Origin of the sequence: Anaerobacterium chartisolvens (assembly GCF_003337415.1) — a bacterium.
In the GTDB taxonomy this organism is placed as follows: Bacteria; Bacillota; Clostridia; order Acetivibrionales; family DSM-27016; genus Anaerobacterium; species Anaerobacterium chartisolvens.
Genome location: NZ_QPJT01000002.1, coordinates 90971 through 113185, shown reverse-complemented (window position 1 = coordinate 113185; position 22215 = coordinate 90971). Strand labels below are relative to the sequence as shown.

At 42.5% G+C, this 22215-nt stretch carries 19 protein-coding genes; 2 read left to right on the top strand and 17 right to left on the bottom strand.

Going from position 1 to position 22215, the window contains the following annotated elements:
• Nucleotides 1–40: 40 nt before the first annotated feature.
• Entirely contained in the window at nucleotides 41–397 is a 357-nt protein-coding gene (gene ylxM, locus DFR58_RS02105) for a YlxM family DNA-binding protein (protein ID WP_114296155.1), read from the bottom strand.
• Nucleotides 398–565: 168 nt separating this feature from the next.
• Between ylxM and DFR58_RS02100 the strand changes: the two genes are divergently transcribed.
• A complete protein-coding gene (locus DFR58_RS02100) occupies nucleotides 566–784 on the top strand; it encodes a hypothetical protein (RefSeq protein ID WP_114296154.1) in 219 nt (72 codons plus the stop codon).
• A 92-nt stretch (nucleotides 785–876) separates the two neighbouring features.
• Here the strand turns inward: DFR58_RS02100 and DFR58_RS02095 are convergent, their stop codons facing one another.
• The 15 genes from DFR58_RS02095 to rimO all read right to left on the bottom strand — a co-directional run bounded on the left by DFR58_RS02095 (nucleotide 877) and on the right by rimO (nucleotide 19243).
• Entirely contained in the window at nucleotides 877–3588 is a 2712-nt protein-coding gene (locus tag DFR58_RS02095) for a UPF0182 family protein (protein ID WP_242987356.1), read from the bottom strand.
• A 279-nt stretch (nucleotides 3589–3867) separates the two neighbouring features.
• Nucleotides 3868–4776, bottom strand: a complete 909-nt coding sequence (gene ftsY, locus DFR58_RS02090) for a signal recognition particle-docking protein FtsY (protein ID WP_114296328.1) — start codon at nucleotides 4774–4776, stop codon at nucleotides 3868–3870.
• Between the two features lie 166 nt (nucleotides 4777–4942).
• Nucleotides 4943–8530: a chromosome segregation protein SMC gene (smc, locus tag DFR58_RS02085; protein ID WP_479722722.1), complete on the bottom strand. Its 3588-nt coding sequence runs from the start codon at nucleotides 8528–8530 to the stop codon at nucleotides 4943–4945.
• Nucleotides 8531–8742: 212 nt separating this feature from the next.
• On the bottom strand, nucleotides 8743–9003 hold the full coding sequence (locus DFR58_RS02080; RefSeq protein WP_114296152.1) for a stage V sporulation protein S: 261 nt from the start codon (nucleotides 9001–9003) through the stop codon (nucleotides 8743–8745).
• A gap of 137 nt (nucleotides 9004–9140) precedes the next feature.
• Complete coding sequence (locus tag DFR58_RS02075) at nucleotides 9141–10172, bottom strand: elongator complex protein 3 (protein ID WP_114296151.1); 1032 nt, start codon at nucleotides 10170–10172, stop codon at nucleotides 9141–9143.
• A 22-nt stretch (nucleotides 10173–10194) separates the two neighbouring features.
• Nucleotides 10195–10902, bottom strand: a complete 708-nt coding sequence (gene rnc / locus DFR58_RS02070; RefSeq protein WP_114296150.1) for a ribonuclease III — start codon at nucleotides 10900–10902, stop codon at nucleotides 10195–10197.
• A gap of 110 nt (nucleotides 10903–11012) precedes the next feature.
• Complete coding sequence (fabF, locus tag DFR58_RS02065) at nucleotides 11013–12248, bottom strand: beta-ketoacyl-ACP synthase II (RefSeq protein WP_114296149.1); 1236 nt, start codon at nucleotides 12246–12248, stop codon at nucleotides 11013–11015.
• Nucleotides 12249–12416: 168 nt separating this feature from the next.
• Nucleotides 12417–12644: an acyl carrier protein gene (acpP, locus tag DFR58_RS02060; protein WP_114296148.1), complete on the bottom strand. Its 228-nt coding sequence runs from the start codon at nucleotides 12642–12644 to the stop codon at nucleotides 12417–12419.
• An 89-nt stretch (nucleotides 12645–12733) separates the two neighbouring features.
• Nucleotides 12734–13477 carry a 3-oxoacyl-[acyl-carrier-protein] reductase gene (gene fabG / locus DFR58_RS02055; protein ID WP_114296147.1) on the bottom strand — a complete coding sequence of 248 codons (744 nt, stop codon included), beginning with the start codon at nucleotides 13475–13477 and terminating at the stop codon, nucleotides 12734–12736.
• Nucleotides 13478–13533: 56 nt separating this feature from the next.
• Nucleotides 13534–14469 (bottom strand): ACP S-malonyltransferase, encoded by a 936-nt coding sequence (gene fabD / locus DFR58_RS02050; RefSeq protein WP_114296146.1) that lies wholly within the window; start codon nucleotides 14467–14469, stop codon nucleotides 13534–13536.
• Between the two features lie 26 nt (nucleotides 14470–14495).
• Complete coding sequence (locus DFR58_RS02045) at nucleotides 14496–15491, bottom strand: beta-ketoacyl-ACP synthase III (RefSeq protein WP_114296145.1); 996 nt, start codon at nucleotides 15489–15491, stop codon at nucleotides 14496–14498.
• Nucleotides 15481–16506 (bottom strand): phosphate acyltransferase PlsX, encoded by a 1026-nt coding sequence (gene plsX, locus DFR58_RS02040; RefSeq protein ID WP_479722721.1) that lies wholly within the window; start codon nucleotides 16504–16506, stop codon nucleotides 15481–15483. The genes DFR58_RS02045 and plsX overlap by 11 nt, the downstream gene beginning before the upstream one ends.
• 56 nt (nucleotides 16507–16562) lie before the next feature.
• Entirely contained in the window at nucleotides 16563–17105 is a 543-nt protein-coding gene (gene fapR / locus DFR58_RS02035; protein ID WP_479722720.1) for a transcription factor FapR, read from the bottom strand.
• A 178-nt stretch (nucleotides 17106–17283) separates the two neighbouring features.
• Nucleotides 17284–17919, bottom strand: coding sequence for a CDP-diacylglycerol--glycerol-3-phosphate 3-phosphatidyltransferase (gene pgsA / locus DFR58_RS02030; RefSeq protein WP_114296142.1), 636 nt, complete (start codon nucleotides 17917–17919; stop codon nucleotides 17284–17286).
• Nucleotides 17903–19243, bottom strand: a complete 1341-nt coding sequence (rimO, locus tag DFR58_RS02025; protein ID WP_114296141.1) for a 30S ribosomal protein S12 methylthiotransferase RimO — start codon at nucleotides 19241–19243, stop codon at nucleotides 17903–17905. Before rimO ends, pgsA begins: the two co-directional genes overlap by 17 nt.
• Before the next feature lie 203 nt (nucleotides 19244–19446).
• Between rimO and DFR58_RS02020 the strand changes: the two genes are divergently transcribed.
• Entirely contained in the window at nucleotides 19447–21333 is a 1887-nt protein-coding gene (locus DFR58_RS02020; RefSeq protein WP_114296140.1) for an LTA synthase family protein, read from the top strand.
• Nucleotides 21334–21380: 47 nt separating this feature from the next.
• Here the strand turns inward: DFR58_RS02020 and DFR58_RS02015 are convergent, their stop codons facing one another.
• Nucleotides 21381–22103, bottom strand: a complete 723-nt coding sequence (locus tag DFR58_RS02015) for a tryptophan synthase subunit alpha (RefSeq protein WP_114296139.1) — start codon at nucleotides 22101–22103, stop codon at nucleotides 21381–21383.
• Nucleotides 22104–22215 lie beyond the last annotated feature (112 nt).

Below are 22215 nucleotides of genomic sequence, written 5' to 3'. Positions count from 1 at the left end.
AAAACCTCCGTATAATCCAACACCATCAATCGGTATCCGGCTAGCTGTTGGAGATAATCACCTTTATTTTATCTTCAATAGTGTCAAAAATCCTTCTGTTTTGCTGATCCAATACCTCTTTGTCTATTTTTCCCAAGCAGAGCAGAATCTCTTCCGCCTCTTTTTTTTGCTCCGCGAATTTTTTTACCAGACCCAGCTTATCTTCAAGCCCGTCAAGTGCCGTCTTTGCCCTCTTTACATTGTCAAATACTCCCTGTCTGCTTATGTTGAGCTGCTGCGCAATCTCCCCAAGGGAATAGTCGTTATTGCAGTGCAAATCGAGAATTTCATACTGCCTCTCAGTCAAAAGCTGCCCGTAAAAGTCCAAAAGCATAGAGGTTCTATAAATATCATCCATAAAAAGCACCCAAAGCCTGTAAAGTATTTTTACTTTACACCCTATTCTAATTTATAGAGCACCATTTGTCAAGCGAAAGATTGCCTTTATTCCTGCAAGAAAAAATGTTATTATAGCTGCAAAGGCTATTACATTACACAAATCATCAATTCGGAAAGGTTAAATATTATGCTTAAAAGAGCTTTAAGAACTGCAATAGGAGTTAGTATAGGTGTAACAATCGGCTTTGTGGTTTTACCTCGTATCTTCCTTCCCCAGCTTTATAACAGTACATATCCCCCTGTATTGCAGCAGGCATTGCTGTATTTGGCTATTTCCTATGCCATATGCTTTTTTGTTTGTCTTTTAATCGAATGGATAAAATCAAAATGCGAAAAGAAGGGCTGAATTTAAAAATGCACCTCCAAATATTAGATTTTTGCATCTAACCTTTGGGGTGCATTTTTAAAATAAAATATATTTCTTTAATCCGAAAGAGCCTACCTGTTCAGCTCCTCAATAAGCTCTCCAAGCTCGTCAAGCTGCTTCTTCATATCATTGTATTTCGAGGTAATGTTGTCTATTACCTTTTGCTTATCGTCATTTACCGTTTCTTCAGGAGGCGTCGCTCCCTCACCGGGGACTTTGCTGTCATCAGGCTTTACAGGAGTATCGGATATCCCTTTAAACAGGTTTTCCAATGCCGAGTCCAGCGTATTTCCCACACCGTATTTAAAGTCATTCCCCTGCTGATACCCTACTACTATTTTTCTCACCTGAGGTATGGATGAATTTCTTGAGGATTTTATATATATAGGCTCCACATAAAGAACACTGTCCTCTATGGGTATTACAAGCAAGCTTCCCTTAAACACCTCCGAACCGTTTTGCCCCCACAGCGTTATGCTTTCGGATATCTCACCTATCTGGTTTATGTTTACCTCAACCTGATCAGGGCCTAATATATTGGTATTCTTGGGGAAGTTAAACAGCACCATCTCGCCGTAGTTTTTGCTGGAATTCCTCACCGCCAGCCATGAGACCATATTGTTCTTTTCCCCGGACGGGGTGAACGGCCTCATAAGAACAAGCTCCTCCTTTGTCCCAAGGTTTCCGGGCAGCTTTATCATGTTATAGTAGGACTCTATGTCCTTTACCCCCTCAGGGCTGCTCCTGTCGGGATATTTCGCAATATCCCACCTGTCCTGATTTCCGTAAAATACCGATATGTTATCCCTTTCCTGTGAGTCGGGATCTATATGGTAGCGCTTGAGCACCTCTGTCTGAACGTTAAACAGATCCTCGGGATATCTCATATGGCTTGAAATGTCCTCGGGTATCGCCTCATCCTTAAATATTCCGGGATACATTTTTGCATAGGTGTTTATTATGGGGTCGGTACTGTCAATTATATAGCCTTCGACGGTACCGTCATACGCATCCACCGTAAGCTTCACAGAGTTTCTTATATAATTGTAGCCGCCCATGTCTTGAGAATACGGGTAATAGTTTGTAGTGGTATATCCGTCCAGAACCCATTTAAGCCTGCCATCGGAGGTTATAACAATACAAGGGTCCCTATCGATTATTATAAAGGGTAGTGCCATCTGTGCCCTCTCTATAACGTTTCTGTTTAAAAGCAGCCTTGATTCCGAAAAAATATTTCCCGATATAATCATATTGATGTCTGCATATTGCAGGGCAAACAAAGCCCTGTTAAACATATTCAGCTTTATTCCGCCGCTTCCGCTGTAATTAGTCTCGGCGGAGCCGTCATAGTCTATTTCCCTGAGCTTTCCCGCCCCCTCAGGGTTTACTATTACGTAGTCGTTTGTCATTTCTCCGTAGTAAAGTCTGGGTTCGGTAAGATGCAAATTCTCCTTATCAACCGAATCCATTCTAAGCCCGCTTAACAGAAAATCCACCTGTCCCTGCTCCGTCAGCTTATTTATAGGGTTTATAACCAGCCCGTAGCCGTGCGTATATCTGAACACCCTGTTAATATATGAGTTTTCAGGCAGCCTGGACTTATCGGTTTCTCTGGCGGTAAGGAAAACGGGTATTTCCTTTCCGTTTACGACATAATTTACTATATCCCCGTTTTTAAAGGTATAAAAATTAGTGTTGCTCTGGAGCTGTATATTGCTCCTCAGTGTGGCATCATAGTCAACTATTCTTATATTGTTTTTGGTCTCTAAGTTTCTATTTATAATCTCAGGCGTAAGCTCCTTCATCTCGGGAAAGTCATGGCTTTTGATTTTGTCAAGCCCATAGGCTGCTCTGGTCTGCTGCATATTGTACCTAAGATAGGGTCTTTCCATCTGAACCTCATTGGGCTTAACAATAACACCATGCACCACCATTGAAATGATGGCTACAACAATCCATGCAGCCGGAAATACCGCTATGGAATACACCGCCATTCTCATCTTTTCCTTCCACATAAACCAAAACGCCACGGCAACAATCGCCACAAGCAGAAACGGCGCCACTGAAAAATAATTCATCCATACGTTTACATCAACATACCCTGCGCCCTTTACATTAAAAAATTCCGAATACAGAAGTCCTTCCTTCTGAAACCTGTATGTAACGGCTTTTATGAGGAAAAAAACGGCTATATTGATAATATTGTGCCGCAATATGCTCTTTACCTTCATATCCTGCAACGTAACATTGTTAAACACAAGCAGGAACATTATTATATAATATGCAGCGGTGTATAGAATAATAAACATCCACAGAGACGAAATAAACTGGTATATCGAAATATAGAATGGCCTTTGAAAAATGAAATAGCCTATATCCAGATTATTGAATAACGGTGCCGCCTCATTAAAGGCTGTAGAATTTATAAAGCTTAATGCCTTATCATAGAAAAATTCACGGCTAATAAACGCACCTATTGCCGCTATAACCAAAGCGAGAAGAATATTTGGCATTTTACGCACAGGCAGGCTGTTTTGTTCAAGATACCTGTTAAAATTCTTTTTTACAAACCTGTTTGTTACAGTTGTTGCTATAAATATAACAACAAAGGCTCCTGCCGCAAATATAAGCTTGTATACAAGATTTTTTATATATATGCCGGAAAACCCTCCAATCTCATCCAATTGAATTACATTCAGGTACACCCGGCATGTGGCCAATATTCCGGCAATTGCCACCGCAATCAGCAGCAGCGCTACAATCTTTCCCTTTAAATTTTTCACATTAAGCTCCTTATAGTAATCGTACAATTCACACACTCCTTTAATTTTCAGAATTTATACCAGAGTTTTGTTCTATATATGTAGCAATAAAGATTTTACATGGAGGATATAATTTGATGGAAGAAATTTTTTGACCCGTAAGGAATACATCTAAGAAAAGCGCCTGATGACATACCCGTGAGACATTTCCCCGCAAGGCGTCTTTTCGTTGCTATTAAAAATTTCTGTAAGCAATTATATCCTCTATGTTTGTAAAATCTTTATTGCATCCTATACAGGTTAAGCAAAAAGAGCCTCAACAAACTCAGAGGCATTAAATTTTTGAAGATCCTCCAGCTTCTCTCCAACCCCTATTAGCTTAACAGGTATTTTAAGCTCGGATTTTATAGTAATTACTATCCCCCCCTTTGCAGTGCCGTCAAGCTTTGTAAGCACTATGCCCGATATTTTAGCCGACTCGCTGAAAACCTTGGCCTGCGATACGGCATTCTGCCCCGTGGTTGCGTCCAGAACAAGAAGCGTCTCACGGCTTGCCCCGGGAAGCTCCTTGTCAATTATTCTCGATATCTTTTTAAGCTCCTCCATAAGATTCTTCTTTGTATGCAGCCTCCCCGCGGTATCGCATATTAAAACATCAGCCCTGCGGGCTTTTGCCGACTGTATGGCATCATATACCACAGCAGCCGGGTCGGCACCCTCCGTATGCTTTATTATATCAACCCCAACTCTGTTTGACCATATCTCAAGCTGATCAATGGCGGCGGCCCTGAAGGTATCCCCGGCGGCAAGCAGCACCTTCCTGCCCCCCTCCTTCAGCAGCCCTGCTATTTTACCTATTGATGTAGTTTTACCCACTCCGTTTACTCCTATAACAATTATTACCGCAGGAGATGAGGACAAATCCAGATCGGCATTCTCCTCACTCAATATTTCGGTAAGCTCCTCCTTTAAAAGCTCCTTGACCTTCATAGGATCTATAATCTTTCTCTCTCTCACCTTTTCCTTGAGGTCTTCAATAATCCTCATTGTAGTATCCATTCCCACGTCTGAAGTGATGAGAATTTCCTCAAGCTGGTCAAACAGCTCGTCGTCTATCTTTCCGAATGAAACCAAAACCTTGTCTATCTGCTCCGTAATACCTTTTCTTGTCTTCTCCAATCCCTGCTTCAGTCTGTCAAAAAAACCCATATGCACAATCCTCCATTTTAATATTTTTGAATGCAGATTATAATGGGTGTGAGACATTTCCATCGAAGGCATCTTTCCGGTGCTTAACGTTGTTCCAACGTTTTGAAAATTTCTGTAATCCATTATACTCTGCACAAACACAGCTTCTTTATGACGCCTACGTCATTTATGACGCCTTGTCCCCCATTTTGAGTGAAACCATTTTAGAAATTCCATGCTCCTGCATTGTCACTCCATACAATGTATCTGCCGCCTCCATTGTTCCCTTTCTGTGAGTAACCATAATAAACTGCGTATTTTGGGAATATTTCTTTATGTACTCCGCAAACCTGAACACATTGGCATCATCTAGGGCCGCCTCAATTTCATCAAGTATGCAGAAGGGTGCCGGCCTCAGCCTTAAAATGGCAAAAAGCAGCGCAATAGCTGTAAACGCCCGCTCCCCGCCAGACAAAAGCATCATATTCTGCAGCCTCTTCCCCGGAGGCTGTGCCTGTATCTCTATCCCGCTTTCTAATATATTTTCCCTGTCAGTAATTATAAGCTCCGCACGCCCTCCCTCAAAAAGCTCCCCGAATACAATATTGAAATTGTCATTTATCAGCTTAAATTGCTCTGTAAACTGTTTTTTCATTATAGAGGTCATTTCATATATTATCCTTTGCAGCTTTTCCGCCGCCATCACCATGTCCTTCTTCTGCCCCGACATAAACTCATAGCGTTCCTTCGTTTTAACATACTCGTCTATGGCAGCCACATTTACATGCCCCAGCTCCTTTATGCCGCTTTTATACTCGCCTATTTTTTTCTGAGCCTCTTTTATGCTTCCTATGTCTCTTCTTAGTTCGGCAGCGTTGGTATAAGTGATTTCATATTCATCCCACATACGGTTCTGAATAGCTTCCATATCCGCCTCCGCCCGGGCCTTTTTAATGTCTATTCTGTTGTACTCCTCCTGCAAAAGGGCGGTGTTTTTATTAATCTCGGTAATGCTGCTTACAATATCATGCAGCTCCTCCTCAACCACCTTTTTTTCTTCAATTATTCTGTCCATCTCAAGCGTCTTTCCGGTTCTGGCTTCCTCGCTTCCCTTGCGCTGTCTGCGCAAGCCTTCATTCTGTTCTTTAAGAGAGCATATTTCCTTTAAATTTTTAGTTTTCTCCTCTATCCTTTTATCAATGCTCTTTAAAGTCAGCTCCTTTTCGTGAGCTATTCTCTCTATTGCTTCCTTTGTACCCTGAATACTTTGCTTAACGGAGCTTATTGATACCTTAAGCTCTGTAATTTCAGCGCTGAGATGATCACAGGCGTATCTTTCCTCCTTGTGCTTCTCCTGATGACTTTCTATAGCCTTCTTTGTCTCTTCTATAACATTTTCAATATCGCAAAGCTCCCTTTCATACTTGGAAAGCTCGATCACCGCCGCTTCTTCCTGTCTTTTATCCTGCAGCTTTTCCTCCGTCAGCATTTCCGCCTTGGCCCGAAGCCTGGATATGCTTTGCACTACCTGGGCAAGATGGCTTTCATCGCGTATTTTCAAAAGCTCCTTTTCTCTCACTTCCTTCTGTTCTAGGGATATCTCTGCCGAAACCTCCTCTAGCATACCTGTAATTTCCCCAATATTTTTTTCCGCTTCACGAAGCTTTTTTTGAAGAGAGATCACAGTCTCTTTGAGCTCGGAGATTTCTCTGCTCCTGCTTAAAATGCCCGTACCCCTCTTGTCCATACTTCCCCCCGACATTGAGCCTCCGCTGTTTAGTATATCTCCTTCAAGGGTCACTATTCTAAAGCTGTAGGCAAATTTTCTCGCAATTTTTATCCCCGACTCCAGGTTTTCCGCAACAACCACCCTCCCCAAGAGGTTTAGGATTATTCCTTCGTAAATCGGGTCATAGCTTATAAGCTCGGAGGCAACACCGCAAAAGCCCTCCATCTTGCTTATTTCATTAATTATACCGCTGTCGAAGCGCCTTCCCTTAACAGAGCTTATGGGCAAGAATGAAGCCCTTCCGAGCCTGTCCCTCTTTAAAAATTCTATAGCCCTTTTAGCTTCCTCCTCCGTAGAGGTCACAATATTTTGAAGGGCTCCGCCCAGAGACATTTCCACCGCCGTTTCGTATCTTAAGTCAACCGTTATAAGCTGTGCAAGCGCTCCGTGAATTCCCTTCCCAAACTCAGGCAGCCTGCCGCAGGCATGGAGTATTTCCTTCACACTTCGGTTGTATCCCTCAAGGCCCTTTTCCATATCCTGAAGCATCTTATACCTTGAAGCCTTAAGCTGCATCTCCGATTTAAAAGCACTCTCCCTCTTGCGCTGCTCCGAAAGGCTGCTGTCAAGCTCACCCCTCTCTCTTAAAAGTCCGTCAAGCTTCTCGTTTGAATGCTCTATTGCATCAGAAGCCTTTTTAATATTGTGCTCCAGTTCCTGCTTTTTAGCCTTATCCCTGTCCTCCTCAAGAGAAAGCCCAAAAATCTCATTCTCCAGCGACACCTGTCTCTTCCTTATTCCCTCTATATGAAGGTTTAAATTATTTATCTGCATTTTCTTGTCGGACAGCACATCCAGTTTATCCATAACACTCGCTTTTAAAGCCTCTATGTGCCTCTCGGATTTGCTCTGAGTATCAATTATTTCCTTAAGCCTTAGCTCATGCGCCGAAAGCTTATCCGAATAATCGCCGTACTCAGTATTTAAACACACCAGCTTATTATTCCTGTCATCCTCTTCTTCGGTAAGCCGGCGGAGCTTATGATTTGTTTCAAGCATCTCACTGTCCAGCCTTGAAACATTTCCCTCAAGGCTATCCATCTTTTCCTCGTTAAGCTTTATTTGAGATTCGCATCTTTCCAAATGCGTCTCAAGGCTGTAAAATTCCTTCCTCGATGCCTCAAGTCTCTCTTCTAACAGCTTGAGCAATTGAGTTTTTTGCCCGTTGCTCCGTATAATCTCTTCCATACGCAGGCTCTCTTTATCAATGCTCTGCTTTAACGACAAATACTGCTGATCGTACTCCCGTATCTTCTCCTTGAGACTGGATATGTTTTCGACATAAACACTTACCTCCAGCTCCTTTAAGCCCTCTCTCAGTTCCATATATTTTCTTGCTACCCCGGCCTGATGCTTTAAAGGCTCTATCTGGGCTTCCAATTCATTAATGATATCATCTATTCTGACAAGGTTTTGCTTTGTAAGCTCCAGCTTTTTTTCCGACTCCAGCTTTCTCACCTTGTATTTCATAATTCCTGAGGCCTCTTCAAAAATCTGCCTTCGGTTGTCGGACTTGCTGCTCAAAATATCATCCACCCTGCCCTGGCCGATTATTGAATATCCCTCTTTTCCTATTCCGGTATCCATAAACAGCTCATGTATGTCCTTAAGTCTGCAAGGCGTTTTGTTAATATAGTATTCGCTTTCTCCCGATCTGAAAACCCTCCGTGCAACCGTTACTTCACAAAAGCTCACAGGCAAGGTGCCGTCGGAGTTATCTATGGTTAATGAAACCTCTGCGAAGCCAAGGGGCTTCCTGTGCTCTGTTCCGGCAAAAATAATATCCTCCATTTTGCTTCCCCGGAGGGCTTTTGCACTCTGTTCTCCCAGCACCCACCTGACTGCATCCGCAACATTGCTCTTTCCGCTTCCGTTTGGACCCACAACACCTGTAATCCCTGAATTAAACTCCAGAGAAATTTTATCTGCAAATGATTTAAACCCATATATATCCAATGCTTTAAGATACAATTTTTCACACTCCAAAAAAACAAAATTAAAAAGCACCGACAAGGCCACATCTTAGAATCAAGCATCCTTAAGACATCCTCTATCGATACTTTTTAATTTTAACATAAATCATATAGTTTTCAAGTTAACACTAACCCTGATTTTGAAAAACAACATCTTTTAACACGGATCTTTTCGCATATCCCAAAATATTTATTGCCGGGAAATGCCGTAAAACCTCTCAATTCTCACCTTGCCTCAACAATAAATCTGATTGCCGTTCTCTGCTCCCCGTCTATACTAACCTCGGAAAATGCAGGGACTGCTACCAGATCAATTCCGTTTGGCGCGACAAACCCCCTTGTTATCGCAATGGCTTTAACAGCCTGATTTACCGCCGCAGCACCAACTGCTTGTATTTCCGCAGTTTCATTCTCTCTTAGGACTCCTGCAAGCGCACCTGCTACTGATTTGGGTTGTGATTTTGCTGACACTTTTAAAACTTCCATAACTTTTCCTCCTAAATACATTAATTTAAGTAACTTTTTCTCTCTTTAAAAAATAAGGTTTGGAAAATATTTTATAGTAACCTTAATTAATGTATTCGGCATTTTCCATAAAAATCCTTCTTTTTTTTATATTTTTTTCAATTTTTGTAATAATTATTTGCATATATATTGTCAATAAGTGTCTCATCAGGTAAAATATATATTTCGGTGAATTTAAACTTTTTTTTAAGGTATGAAATATTCTCTCTCCTGTGCCCTATTGCGTCGGATATCTTTTCCTTTTGCACATAGATTGCTATCCTGTCCGCCTTGTCCAGCCCCGATTCAATTATTACTTTTTCCATTCTGCTAAGAGTCAGCCTTGATTCAACAAGCTGTCTGAAGGCAGGATGAAAAGGCCCCGCCACAACATCCATCCCCAAATTAATATTATCCGTCGGCTGAAGCCCTATTCTTATAACCTTTATATTATTTTGTTTATAAAGCTCAAGCAATGCTGAGGATATCTCAACAGCCTCCTCAAGCTCAAGGGGAATATATTCCCCTTCCCTGTACAGCTTCTCCATATAGGTGTTTTTGATTACAAGCGTGGGGTATATTCTTACGACATCCGGCCTCATTTCAATGACCTTGCGAGCAGTACACAAATCCTTTTCCATTGTGTCTCCGGGGAGGCCTATCATCGTCTGTATACCAAGCTTAATGCCCGATTTTTTTATAAGCTGTGATGCCACGATTGAAGCCTCCGCCCCATGTCCCCTGCTGCTTTTTCTTAAAACCTCCTGGTCAAGGCTCTGAACCCCAAGCTCTATTGTATTTACACAATACTCCTTAAGATAAGCCAGTATCTCCTCACTGATATAGTCCGGCCTTGTAGAGAGGCGGATTTCCCTTACCAATCCCCGCTTCACATATGCTCTTGCCACATCAAGAAGCTGTATTTGCCGTGCCCTGTCTATACCTGTGAAGCTTCCTCCGTAAAAGCCTATCTCAACAAATGTACGTCTTGGATCAAGGCTTGACAGGTAACGCTCAATAACCTGTACCATCTCCTCCTCCGTGATGTCCTCCTGCTGTCCGCTTATAAGCTTCTGATTACAGTAAATACAATCATAGGGGCATCCCTTGTGAGGAATAAAAACAGGTATTACCATGTGCTTGCTTTTCACTCTAAAGTCACCTCAAACCGTCTTAAGTCAGCTTATCAAGAGCTGTCTTTGCCGCATTCTGCTCAGCTTCCTTTTTACTTCTGCCCTTGCCTGTGCCCATGTGCTTTTCATTGACGCTAACCCGTGATACAAACATCTTATTATGGTCAGGTCCGTTTTCATCTATAATTTCATAAACAATCCCGCATTCATGCTTTTTTTGTACTATCTCCTGAAGCTGGGTTTTGTAATCCTGAAATATAGTGCCGCTGATTGAATTTTCGATTATTCCGTTCATATGGACATAAATAAATTCTTTAGCAGCAGCTAAGCCTCCGTCAAGATAAATAGCGCCTATAACCGCCTCAAAAGCATCCGAAAGAATTGACGTCCTTGTTCTGCCTCCCGTTAATTGCTCACCCTTGCCAAGCAGGATATAATCTCCAAGGTTAATGTTATTTGAGCATACAATAAGAGAGGACTCACATACAATTCCCGCCCTTATTCTGGTCATTTCTCCCTCGGGAAGCCTGCTCTGGCTTAAGTAGATTTTTTCGCTTATTGATATGTTTAAAACCGCATCCCCAAGGAACTCAAGCCTCTCATTGCTCTCAAGCCTTTTATTCTTAATCTCGTTTGCATAGGAGCTATGGGTGAGAGCCAGCACGGCTTTATCGGGGTCGCTGAAGGAGTATCCTATAGCCTTCTCAAATTTACCCAGATTTTCAAGTAACTCATGTACGTTCTTCATATCAGCCTCCGTACCTTTTCTCTTTTCTGATCTCCCGCCTCTTTATTACATTATGCTTTTCCCTCCCATGCCATCCGCAGTTTAAGAAGCATGGGAGGGTTATGTATAAATCATTCGTATTTTTTAAGAACAATTGCAGCATTGTGCCCGCCAAACCCCAGAGCGTTTGAGATAGCGTATTTTATATCGGCATTTCTGCCCTTGTTAGGAACAAAATCAAGCTCATATTCGGGAACATCGGAATGATGGCTTATTGTAGGAGGAAGAAAGCCCTCCTTAAGCGCAAGGGAAGTAATAATTGCCTCAACAGCTCCCGCTGCTCCCAGAAGGTGTCCTGTCATCGACTTTGTAGAGCTTACCGACAGCTTTTTTGCATGTTCTCCAAATACATTCTTTATAACCTGAACCTCTATAGGATCTCCCACAGGAGTTGCCGTCCCGTGTGCGTTTATATATCCTATGTCCTCGGGAGCTATTCCCGCATCTGCTATGGCTGCTTGCATACATTTTATTCCCCCCAGGCCTTCAGGGTGTGGAGCTGTAATATGGTAAGCATCGCAGGTGCATCCGTATCCCACTATCTCAGCAAATATTTTTGCTCCCCTTTTCAACGCATGTTCGAGCTCCTCAACAATTATTGCTCCGGCGCCCTCACCCATAACAAAGCCGCTTGCATCGGCATCAAAGGGCTTGCACGCATTGTCCGGGTCCTCTACGGTGCTCATTGCCTTTGCAGAGCAAAAGCCCGCAAATGCTACGGGAGTGAGTGAAGCCTCGGCTCCCCCCGACACGATAATATCGGCGTCGCCTCTCTGTATAACCTTAAAAGCGTCTCCGATTGCATTGTTTGAGCTTGCACATGCCGTAACTACACACTCGGTAAAGCCGTTTATTTTATACTCCATTGCTATCCTTCCCGCAGCCATGTTTGGTATCATCATAGGAATAAAAAAAGGGCTGACCCTTCCCGGGCCCTTCTCAACAAGCACGCTGTGCTGATCTCCAAGTGTTTCTATGCCTCCTATTCCAGAGCCGAAAATAACTCCGCACCTGAAGCTGTCCTCCTTTTCAAAATCAACTCCAGAGTTCTCCACAGCCAGCTTTGCGGCAATAAGCGCAAAATGCGTAAATCTGTCCATTCTTTTTGCTTCTTTTTTGTCAATATATTTTGAATAGTCAAAATCCTTTATCTCAGCCGCCACCTTTGTGGGGTAATCGGAAATATCAAATTTTGTAACCCTGCTTATTCCACATTTGCCTGATTTTATAGCTTCCCAGAATTCCTCCGCACCTGTCCCTAAGGACGATACTACACCCATTCCTGTGATTACAACACGCTTTTTCATTCTTTAACCTCCCCGTTGGAAATTGTTCGATAATTAAATTTTAAATTGCTTTAACAGGATGTATATAAACTCAAGCCTCATTTGAAGAACAATTATACCATGAAGCAATGTGAGAAATTATATCTTGATATCAATTTTATAAAAAAAGTCCCACTCACGGGACTTTTTTTATGTGTTATTTTTAATGTAATCTACAGCATCACCTACTGTTGTGATTTTCTCAGCCTCGCTATCGGGAATTTCAATATCAAATTCCTCTTCGAGAGCCATGATTAACTCAACCAAGTCAAGTGAATCTGCCCCTAAGTCGTCTATGAAAGAAGATTCCATCGCTACTTCCTCTTCTTCAACCCCTAGCTGCTCAGCGATAATTTTTTTTACTTTTTCTAAAACCATACATTCACCTCCTTCCATAAGGGGGTAATTACAAAATCCAAATGGCCAAATATGTAAAAGACAATCTAAGCTTTTACATTAAGATATTATTACATAACCAAGCCGCCGTCAATATCAATTACTTGGCCAGTCACATAATCCGAGTCCGATGAAGCAAGAAAAGCTACTACATTTGCCACGTCTTCAGGTGTCCCAAACCTTCCGAGGGCTATATTCTTTAAATAATTTTGCTTTACATCCTCAGGCAATACCTCAGTCATTTTGCTTTGAATTAACCCCGGTGCTACGGCATTGCAGGTAATCCCTCTCGAGGCAAGCTCCTTTGCGGTTGTTTTTGTAAGCCCTATTAAGCCCGCTTTTGAAGCAGAATAATTTGCCTGCCCGGAATTTCCATACTGCCCTGCCACCGATGCTATATTAACTATTTTTCCCTTTTTCTGCTTAATCATCTGCTTACCCGCAGCCTTTGTGCATATAAAAGCCCCTTTAAGATTTATGTCAAGGACGAGATCCCACTCCTCCTCCGACATCATAAGCATAGGCTTATCCTTGGTTATTCCGGCGTTATTCACCAGAATATCCACGCTGCCAAAGGTATCAACCGCAACCTTTACCATGCTTTTAGCATCATCGAAGCTCCTTACGTCGCCCTTGGTAACCGCCACATTGTACCCCGCAGACCTAAATTCATCAGCGGTAGCGTCTATGCTGTCGGAAGCCTCAATATCGTTCAAAACGATATTTGCGCCCATTTGGGCAAGCCTTAAGGCTATTGCTTTTCCCAAGCCCCTTCCAGAGCCTGTTATAACAGCAGTTTTCCCCGTTAATTGCATGTTATTCATACCCCTTCCTTATTTATGAGAGCGTCTCGTTTACGAGACCGTCTCGGCTACGAGACGAGTTCACTAAGTGCTTTTTCCAAGGACTCAATATCTTCAACATTCAATACCCTTACATCCTTGCTGATTTTCTTTATAAAACCGCTCAATACCTTTCCGGGTCCTATTTCAACAAAGGTGTCCACCCCGTCTGCAAGCATTGTCCTCACACATTCCTCCCACAGCACCGAAGTGCTGACCTGCTTTATGAGCAGCTCTTTTACCTGCGCGTAATCGGTTATGTACTCTGCCGTAACATTTGTAACCACCGGCAGCTTCATGGGTGCAAGCTGAATGCCGTCCAGCTCCGCCGAAAGCTTTTCTCCCGCGGGCTTAAGCAGGCTGCAATGGAACGGCGCGCTTACGGGAAGCAGCATGGATCTTTTTGCTCCTTTTTCCTTACACAGCTCGACAACCTTCTCTATAGCCTTTACCTCTCCGGCTACCACCACCTGGCCGGGGCAATTGAAATTCGCGGGCTCCGCCACACCGGCAGACGAAGCCATTTTGCAGCACTCCTTCACGGTCTCGCTGTCTAAGCCCAAAACTGCGGCCATTGCTCCAACACCCGCCGGAACTGCCTCCTGCATGTACTTTCCTCTCTTTTTAACCAGAGATACCGCCGTTTTAAAATCCATGGTGCCTGCCGCAACATGGGCAGAATACTCTCCAAGGCTTAAGCCCGCCACGACATCCGGCTTTATCCCTTTTTCAAGCAACGGCTGCATACAAGCAATGCTCACCGTCAATATGGCAGGCTGCGTATTCTCTGTTATTTTTAATGTTTCGTCATCACTGTCGAAAATCATTTTCCGGACATCAAAGCCCAATGCCTCCGAGGCCTGATCAAAAATGTCATCCGCACACGCATATTCCTGTGCAATTTGCTTGCCCATACCAACATACTGCGCTCCCTGTCCCGGAAATATAAATGCTGTCTTTGCCATATATTAAACCTCCATAATTTCTTAGCTTAAAACCACCTTACAACAGCCGAAGCCCAGGTCAAGCCCCCTCCAAAGCCCACAAGAGCCAAATTATCGCCCTTTTGCACCTTTCCCTGCTTTACTGCCTCGTCAATAGCAACAGGAATTGAGGCCGACGAAATATTGCCATACTTCTGTATAATGGGATGAACCTTGTCGGTGCTGGCACCCAGTCTCTTCATAGCTCCTTCAATTATTCTGGTATTAGCCTGATGAGGGAATATAAGCTTTATTTGATCCATAGTAAGCCCTGCCGAGTCAACAACATCCGCTGTCGCCTGCGCCATAGCCTTTACCGCAAATTTAAACACCTCTCCCCCGTCCATCCACATCACACGCTTATTTTCATGCAGCCTTAAGGAGTCATCCTCCTCGTTGCTGTAAAAGCACGGAAGTGTCACAACCCTTCCTGATTTACCGTCTGCAGCAATTTTAGACGAAAGTATGCCGTAGCCCGCTTCAACGGGGCCGACAACAGCAGCTCCGGCAGCATCCCCAAAGAGAACACAGGTGTTTCTGTCTTCCCAGTCAAGGGTTCTTGACAATGCCTCACAGCCTACAATCAGCACATACCTGCAATAGCCGGTGGAAACAAATTGCTGTGCCACCGTCATGGCATACACAAACCCAGAGCACGCAGCATTCAAATCAAATGCCGCAGCCTTTTCGGCTCCTATTTTGCCCTGTATCAGGCACGCCGTCTGAGGAAACATGTAGTCGGGAGAAATGGTTGCGGCTATTATAAGCCCGATGTCCTCCGCACTGATTCCGGCATCCTCTATTGCCCTCATGGCAGCCTCAGCACCCATTTCATACGCGGGAGTGCCTTTATCCAAAATCCTTCTTTCAGAAATTCCTGTTCTCTTTGTAATCCATTCGTCAGAAGTGTCCACCATTTTTTCAAGGTCAGAATTTGTCAATATTTTTTCAGGCAGGCTGCTGCCTATTCCAAGTATTCCGGCTTGTATAACTTCATGGTTCAATATCCTCTACCTCCCAATCCTTAAATTGATCATTCAGCTTTTTCAATATAGCAGTTTTTCCAAGAGCATACGCCCTGTTTATTATTACATTTTTTATGGTTTTGGCATTTGAAGAGCCGTGACTTTTAATTACCAGACCTTTAACTCCAAGGATCGGCGCTCCCCCAACCTCATCGGCGTCAAGCCTGTGCGAGAACTTTTTAATATCCTTGACAATTATTGCCGCCGCTATTTTATTTAAGAAATTCTTAGACAAAATCCTTTTTATATTACTGAAAAAATATATTGCCGTACCCTCTAAAAGCTTTAATGCCACATTGCCCACAAACCCGTCGCATACGGCAACATGCACTCCTCCCAGCATTATATCCTTCCCCTCGATATTTCCCATAAAGTTTAAGGACGACTTGGTAAGCAGCGAATGAGCCTGCTTTATAAGATCATTGCCCTTAGACTGCTCGGCTCCCACATTTATCAGTCCAACCTTGGGATTATCCACATTAAAAATTTCTTTCATGTAAACAGATCCCATTATACCGAACTGAAGGAAATTTACAGGCTTGCATACGGTGTTGAGACCCGAATCTATTATAAGAGCGCTTCCTGTCTTGGTAGGCACTATCGCAGGAAGTGACGGCCTGTCGACGCCCTTCATCCTTCCCACAATGAACAAAGCCCCCGCCATCAATGCCCCGCTGTTGCCTGCCGACAACAGAACATCCCCTTTATTTTCCTTCAAAAGCCTGAAGGCCACTACCATTGAGGAATCCCTTTTACCGCGGATGGCTTTAGTAGGCTTATCTTCATTTGTAACTACGTCCCCTGCGTGATGCACTGTTAATCTGGGACTGTCAAACTTCCTTTCATTGATTATACGGCTGACTTTCTGGCTGTCTCCAACCAGTACTATATCAAACCCTTCAGCCTCGTTAATAGCATCCATACTTCCGTTTACTATGTCTTCCGGAGCATTGTCTCCTCCCATTGCGTCTACTAATATAATCAATTCTTTCACTCCCGGATTTTATTTTAAATAAAAAGCCCGCCGAACTATTGCTTGCTATGCTAAAGCTATTTAATAGCTACCAGAATAAATTTGCCTCTGAAAACTTCCATCTGCTTCTCTGTTATTTTCACCCATACCATAAAATTATTTTCTTTAATTCTCCTTACCTCCGCTCTGGCAATCAGCTTGCTTCCGGCATAGACGGGGATTTTATACTTGATGTTGGCAACGCCCACAAGTGCCACCTGCGCGTCAATAACCGCTATTGCGATGGATTCGGCAAGAGAGTATATGAAATTGCCTCTGACTATTTTTGTTTTTTCAAAAACCATTGAGTTATCTGTTTCCAGCATGGAAATGGCTTTTTTATTTAAAGATATATCCAGCAGCTCGCCTATTATTTCCCTGCTGTGCAGCGACTTTACCTTGCTATGGTTTTCAGCGGCAACATTCTTTATCCTTTCCCTCAGCTCGGGTATTCCAAGCTCAAGCCTGTCAAGCCTTATAGTAGGAATACTAACCGAAAATATTTCAGAAAGCTCTTCGTCAGTTAAAAAAGGATTATCTTGAACCCTTTGCGTAAGCATACTTTGTCTTTCCTTTTTCATAGAGGAAGACCTGCTCATTTATTACACCTCTCAAGCCTAGCTATATGTAGTTATCAGCTCAGCCTCAAAATAATTATTACCTGATAATAATTGCTGATACTATGAGTATATAATACATTTAATGTTTATGCAATAATTTCCGGTAAATTTTTTATTTATTTTTATTGCTGCCGCATCTCTATTCCTTAACATTAATAATCTTAATATTTTTACTTAAGTAATCATACCCTGAATATGCGGTAATTATAACAGCAGCCAGCATGGTCCACCTGTCAAAACGGAACTCAGGGAATATAAGGGAAAAGGGAAAATTGTTCAGCAGTGTAAGTGAAATTGCTATCATTTGAGAAACGGTTTTTATTTTACCTAAGTTGCTTGCCGAAATAACTATGCCCTCTCCGGCAGCTATAAGCCTTAAACCGGTAACAATCCATTCTCTTGCCATAATAATCATTGCAACCCATCCCGAAATTCCTCCTCCCGTTATTGCATTCCTTTCCACCAGAGCTATAAGCGCGGCAGTCACAAGAAGCTTGTCCGCAATGGGGTCGAGAAATTTCCCCAGCTTTGTTACTTCTTTTCTCTTTCTTGCTATGTAGCCGTCTACTCCGTCGGTGCTTGACGCAATAATAAAAATTACCGCCGCAATATAATTTCCGTAGTTAAGCACAAATTGGTTAAACTGCAGCATCTGAGGACGGATAAATTCAAAAAGTCCGCTGTACAAAACCGAATCGGGAAACGGAATAACAAAAATCATAAATACCGGCACAATTAATATCCTTGAAAAAGTTATTTTATTGGGCAGATTCATTTACAACCTCTCCTATCAAATCATAATGGCTTGCATCTAAAATTTTTATTTTTACAAGTTGACCCGCATCCAAAGGCTCGGGGCTGGTAAAATAAACTGTTCCGTCGATTTCGGGGGCCTCTCCGAAGGTTCTTCCAAGGTAAAATATACCATCGTCGGCCACCCCTTCCACAATAGCATGGCATACGCTTCCCACTCTTGCAGCGTTATGTGTAAGCGTAATTCCCTTTTGAAGCTCCATAATCTTGTCATGCCGCCTCTGCTTTATCCTTTTGGGCACCTGCTGTTCAAAAGCTGCCGCAGGAGTATCCTCTTCCTTTGAGTATGTAAACACTCCCAATCTGTCAAACCTGTACTCATTTACAAATTCAAAAAGCTCGGAAAAGTCCTCCTCCGTTTCCCCGGGAAATCCCACAATAAGAGAGGTTCTTATAACCACTCCGGGAATTCTTTCCCTTATGCCTGAAATAACCCTCCCTAATTCTTCACGCGTTCCCCGTCTTCCCATAAGCCTTAATATCTTATCTGAGGCATGTTGTATGGGTATATCCATATATTTGCATACTTTTTTATTTATAGCTATTTCATCTATAAGCTGCTCATCAATTTCTTCAGGATAACAGTAAAGGAGGCGTATCCATTTTATACCGTCAATTCCGCTTATACTCCTTATAAGCTCTGAAAGTCTTTTCCTTCCGTAAATATCGGTCCCATACCTTGTGGTATCCTGCGCCACAAGTATAACCTCTTGTACACCGCCGGCAGCGAGTATTTCCGCTTCTTTTATTATATCCTCAAGCCTTCTGCTTCTGTACGCGCCCCTAAGTGACGGTATTATGCAATAGGTACAGCAATTATCGCAGCCTTCGGCTATTTTTATATAAGCATATCCTTTATTTGTTGAAACTACTCTGGAATTTTCGAGATAGTCTGTTCCATGAAGCCCTCCGCATACCACCCTTTTACCTTCTGCGTATACCTCTTCAATAATACGCGCTATATCTGAATAGCTTCCGGTTCCTACTACCGCATCCACCTCAGGAATTTCCTCAATAATTTTCCCCTTATATCTTTCGGCCATACATCCCGTAACAATAAGCAGCTCACATTTCCCTGCCTTATGCCCCGCCATTTCTAATATCGCATTAACGGATTCCTGCTTGGCGGACTCTATAAAGCCGCAGGTATTCACTATAATAATTTCAGCCGCCGCTTCATCATTTGTTATCTCGTAATCACAGCTTTTAAGCAAGCCCAGCATTATCTCACTGTCTACAAGATTTTTGGGGCAGCCCAATGAAACAATGCCAATTTTCCTTTTCAAAATTATACTCTCCAATCTTAAATGCCTATGTTTATTATTCTTGCAGACTGTAGCTCATTCTCTACTATTATTTATTATCAATACATAAATGTCAACTTAAAAAACTTTCTCTTAAAACTTATGTTGAAATTAAAAAGCATTTGAACTAGAATAATTATAGACTTTGAGTCAACAATACTGAGGAAAGAGGAGGGTTCACGACTTTGAATTTATTTAACTCATTAAAGAAAACTAACTCGCCGATAAGGAAAAACATTAAAGACAGCCTTCCCATAATCGCCGAAGCAGCATACTGGCTTTTATTTTTAGCCGCAATTTTTACAAAGGCCTTTTATTTTCAGTTTACCTCCAAAATTAATGCTCTGCCCTTTACAGGATGGCTCAACAGAAACATGTATGTGTCTTCAATATGCACCCTTCTTATAATAGCGGCGGCAGTGCTTATTGTGTTTAACAGAAGGAGGCACGTTGCCCTTTTAGTGGTACATATCGTGCTGACAGTTATACTGTTTGCCGACACAGTATATTTCCGTTATTATTACCACCCCATTTCCGTCCCCACATTGTATCAGATTGGTGTAGTGGATTCGATAGGGGGCAGCGTTGTAAGCCTTTTCAAACCCAAGGATGTTATATTCCTCCTTGATCTCCCCTTTATGGCTGCTCTTTTTGTGGCAACGGTAAAAATGAATACGGGAAGGCTTCACATATTGAAAAGGCTAATCCCTGCCGTGCTTATGGTGGTTATAGGCATATCGGGAATATATTTCTCCTATTCCAAGGCCTACAAGCCCTCCTTTTCCATTGATAATAATTATGTGAGCCAGTACATGGGCGTTCTTTATTATCACTGCTATGACACTAAAAACTTTATCAATGAAACGATATTGGAAGACCGCACGCTGTCTGCTTCTGAAAAGAGGGAAATTCAAAGCTTTTACCAAAACCGTGAGGCAGCGGGAACCAAATACAGAGGAGCCGCAAAGGGCAAGAACCTTATAATAATTCAAGTAGAAGCCCTTCAGGATTTTGTAATAGGCAGATCTATAGACGGTCAGGAGATCACGCCTAATCTCAACAAGCTAATGAAGGAGGGCACCTATTTCAGTAATTTCTATTACCAGATAGGTGACGGCAATACTTCGGACGCAGAGTTTCTGGTCAATACCTCTTTATATCCCATAAGACAGGGAAGCGTAAACTTCAGGTACCCCGGAAACAATTATCATTCCCTTCCCAAAATGCTCAATGAGGAGGGTTACAACACCTATGCCTTTCACGCCAACAGGCCCAGCTTCTGGAACAGAGCGGTAATGTTTAAATCTCTCGGCTTTAAGGAGTTCCATACCAATTCAAGCTTTGAAATGAACGAAAAGGTAGGCTGGGGATTAAGTGACTGGTCCTTTTTTAAGCAATCTCTCTCTCTGATTGATACCGGCAAGCCTTTTTACAGTCTGCTGTTGACTCTGTCCAGCCATTTCCCCTATAATTTCGACTATTCCAGCAAAAGCAGTCTCAATCCTGGTAAATACAAGGGTTCGGTGCTGGGGCAATACTTTATGGGTGCAAATTATGCCGACATATGTATTGGAGAATTTATACGGGATCTTAAGTCCCAAGGCTTATATGACAACAGTCTGCTGGTAGTTTACGGTGACCATTATGCCATACCAAAGCACGATACCACCGATCTGGATGAGTTTCTGGGCTTTACCTATAGTGAATTCGAGTGGCAGAAGATACAAAAGGTGCCGTTAATCATACGCTGCCCCGGAGTAGAGGAGGGCAAAACAATCGTCACCACAGGAGGAGAAATTGATATACTGCCTACAATCGCCAACCTTATGGAGCTGGATGCACCCTATGCCATAGGCAAGGATCTGCTCAATGCCAAAACAGGATATGCCCTTTTAAGAAACGGATCTTTAGTAACCGATGAATACATTTATATGTCGGGCCTGTCGGGGGCATTTGATATAGAAACGGGAGAACGGTACACAGATAATCATTATGAGCAGGATTTGTCACGGTATAGAAAGGAATATGATATTTCACAGATAATAGTTGAAAAAAACGGACTGAAAAAATAAACGTATTCAGAGCCGGCAGCGGGGTTTCCGCCACCGGCTCTGTTTTTTTATTCACTGCAGGCTTTTTTAAAACGTGCAATAATTTCTTTCATTTTTGGTATATCCGTCTGCAGCTTTAAGATGGTGCTGCCTACAAATACGGCATCCGCCCCCGCATTTTTTGCCATCTGGATATCTTCGGTTGTGTAAATTCCCACACCGGCATAGATTTCTCTTGTAATGCCCCTTCTTTTCAATTCATCTATGCAATCCTTTAAAGTCGGATATAATGGGTTTATATTATTGGCCGTAGGCTTTGCCTGCATATAAACAAATCCGTTGGAGGCAAGTGCCGCTTTTATTTCTTCCTCCGGCATATGAAACTGCACATAACAGGAAATCTTCATGCCGCTTTTAATTATACTGCTTTTTACCTCTTCATTGTCGCCCCCTACATAAATCATGTCGTGAATTTGGTTTTGAGTACAAAATTCAATAAAGGGCTGTGTGCCAATCTTCAAAATGGTATCCTCATAGCAAAGCAATACCAGCTTTGTATTGGGATTATCGCTTTTAATAGCTTTAATGCTATCCATATACCGGCTGTAATCGCTGCACCCTTCAAGCGCCGATTTCATTCTCCCCGCAATATACTCCCCCTCGAGAAACGGGTCTGAGGACGGAAAATCCACCTCAATTATATCGCAGCCGGCTTCTACATACTCCTTTGCAATACGGATACCAGACTCCATAGTGGGATATCCGTTTGATAAATAGCAAATTAATTTCATTTGTAAATCTTACCTTTCTATAGTCATATATCTGTGTATAAAAACACTTAATTTATTTATATATTTAGCAATAAAGATTTTACATGGAGGATATAATTTGATGTAAGCAATT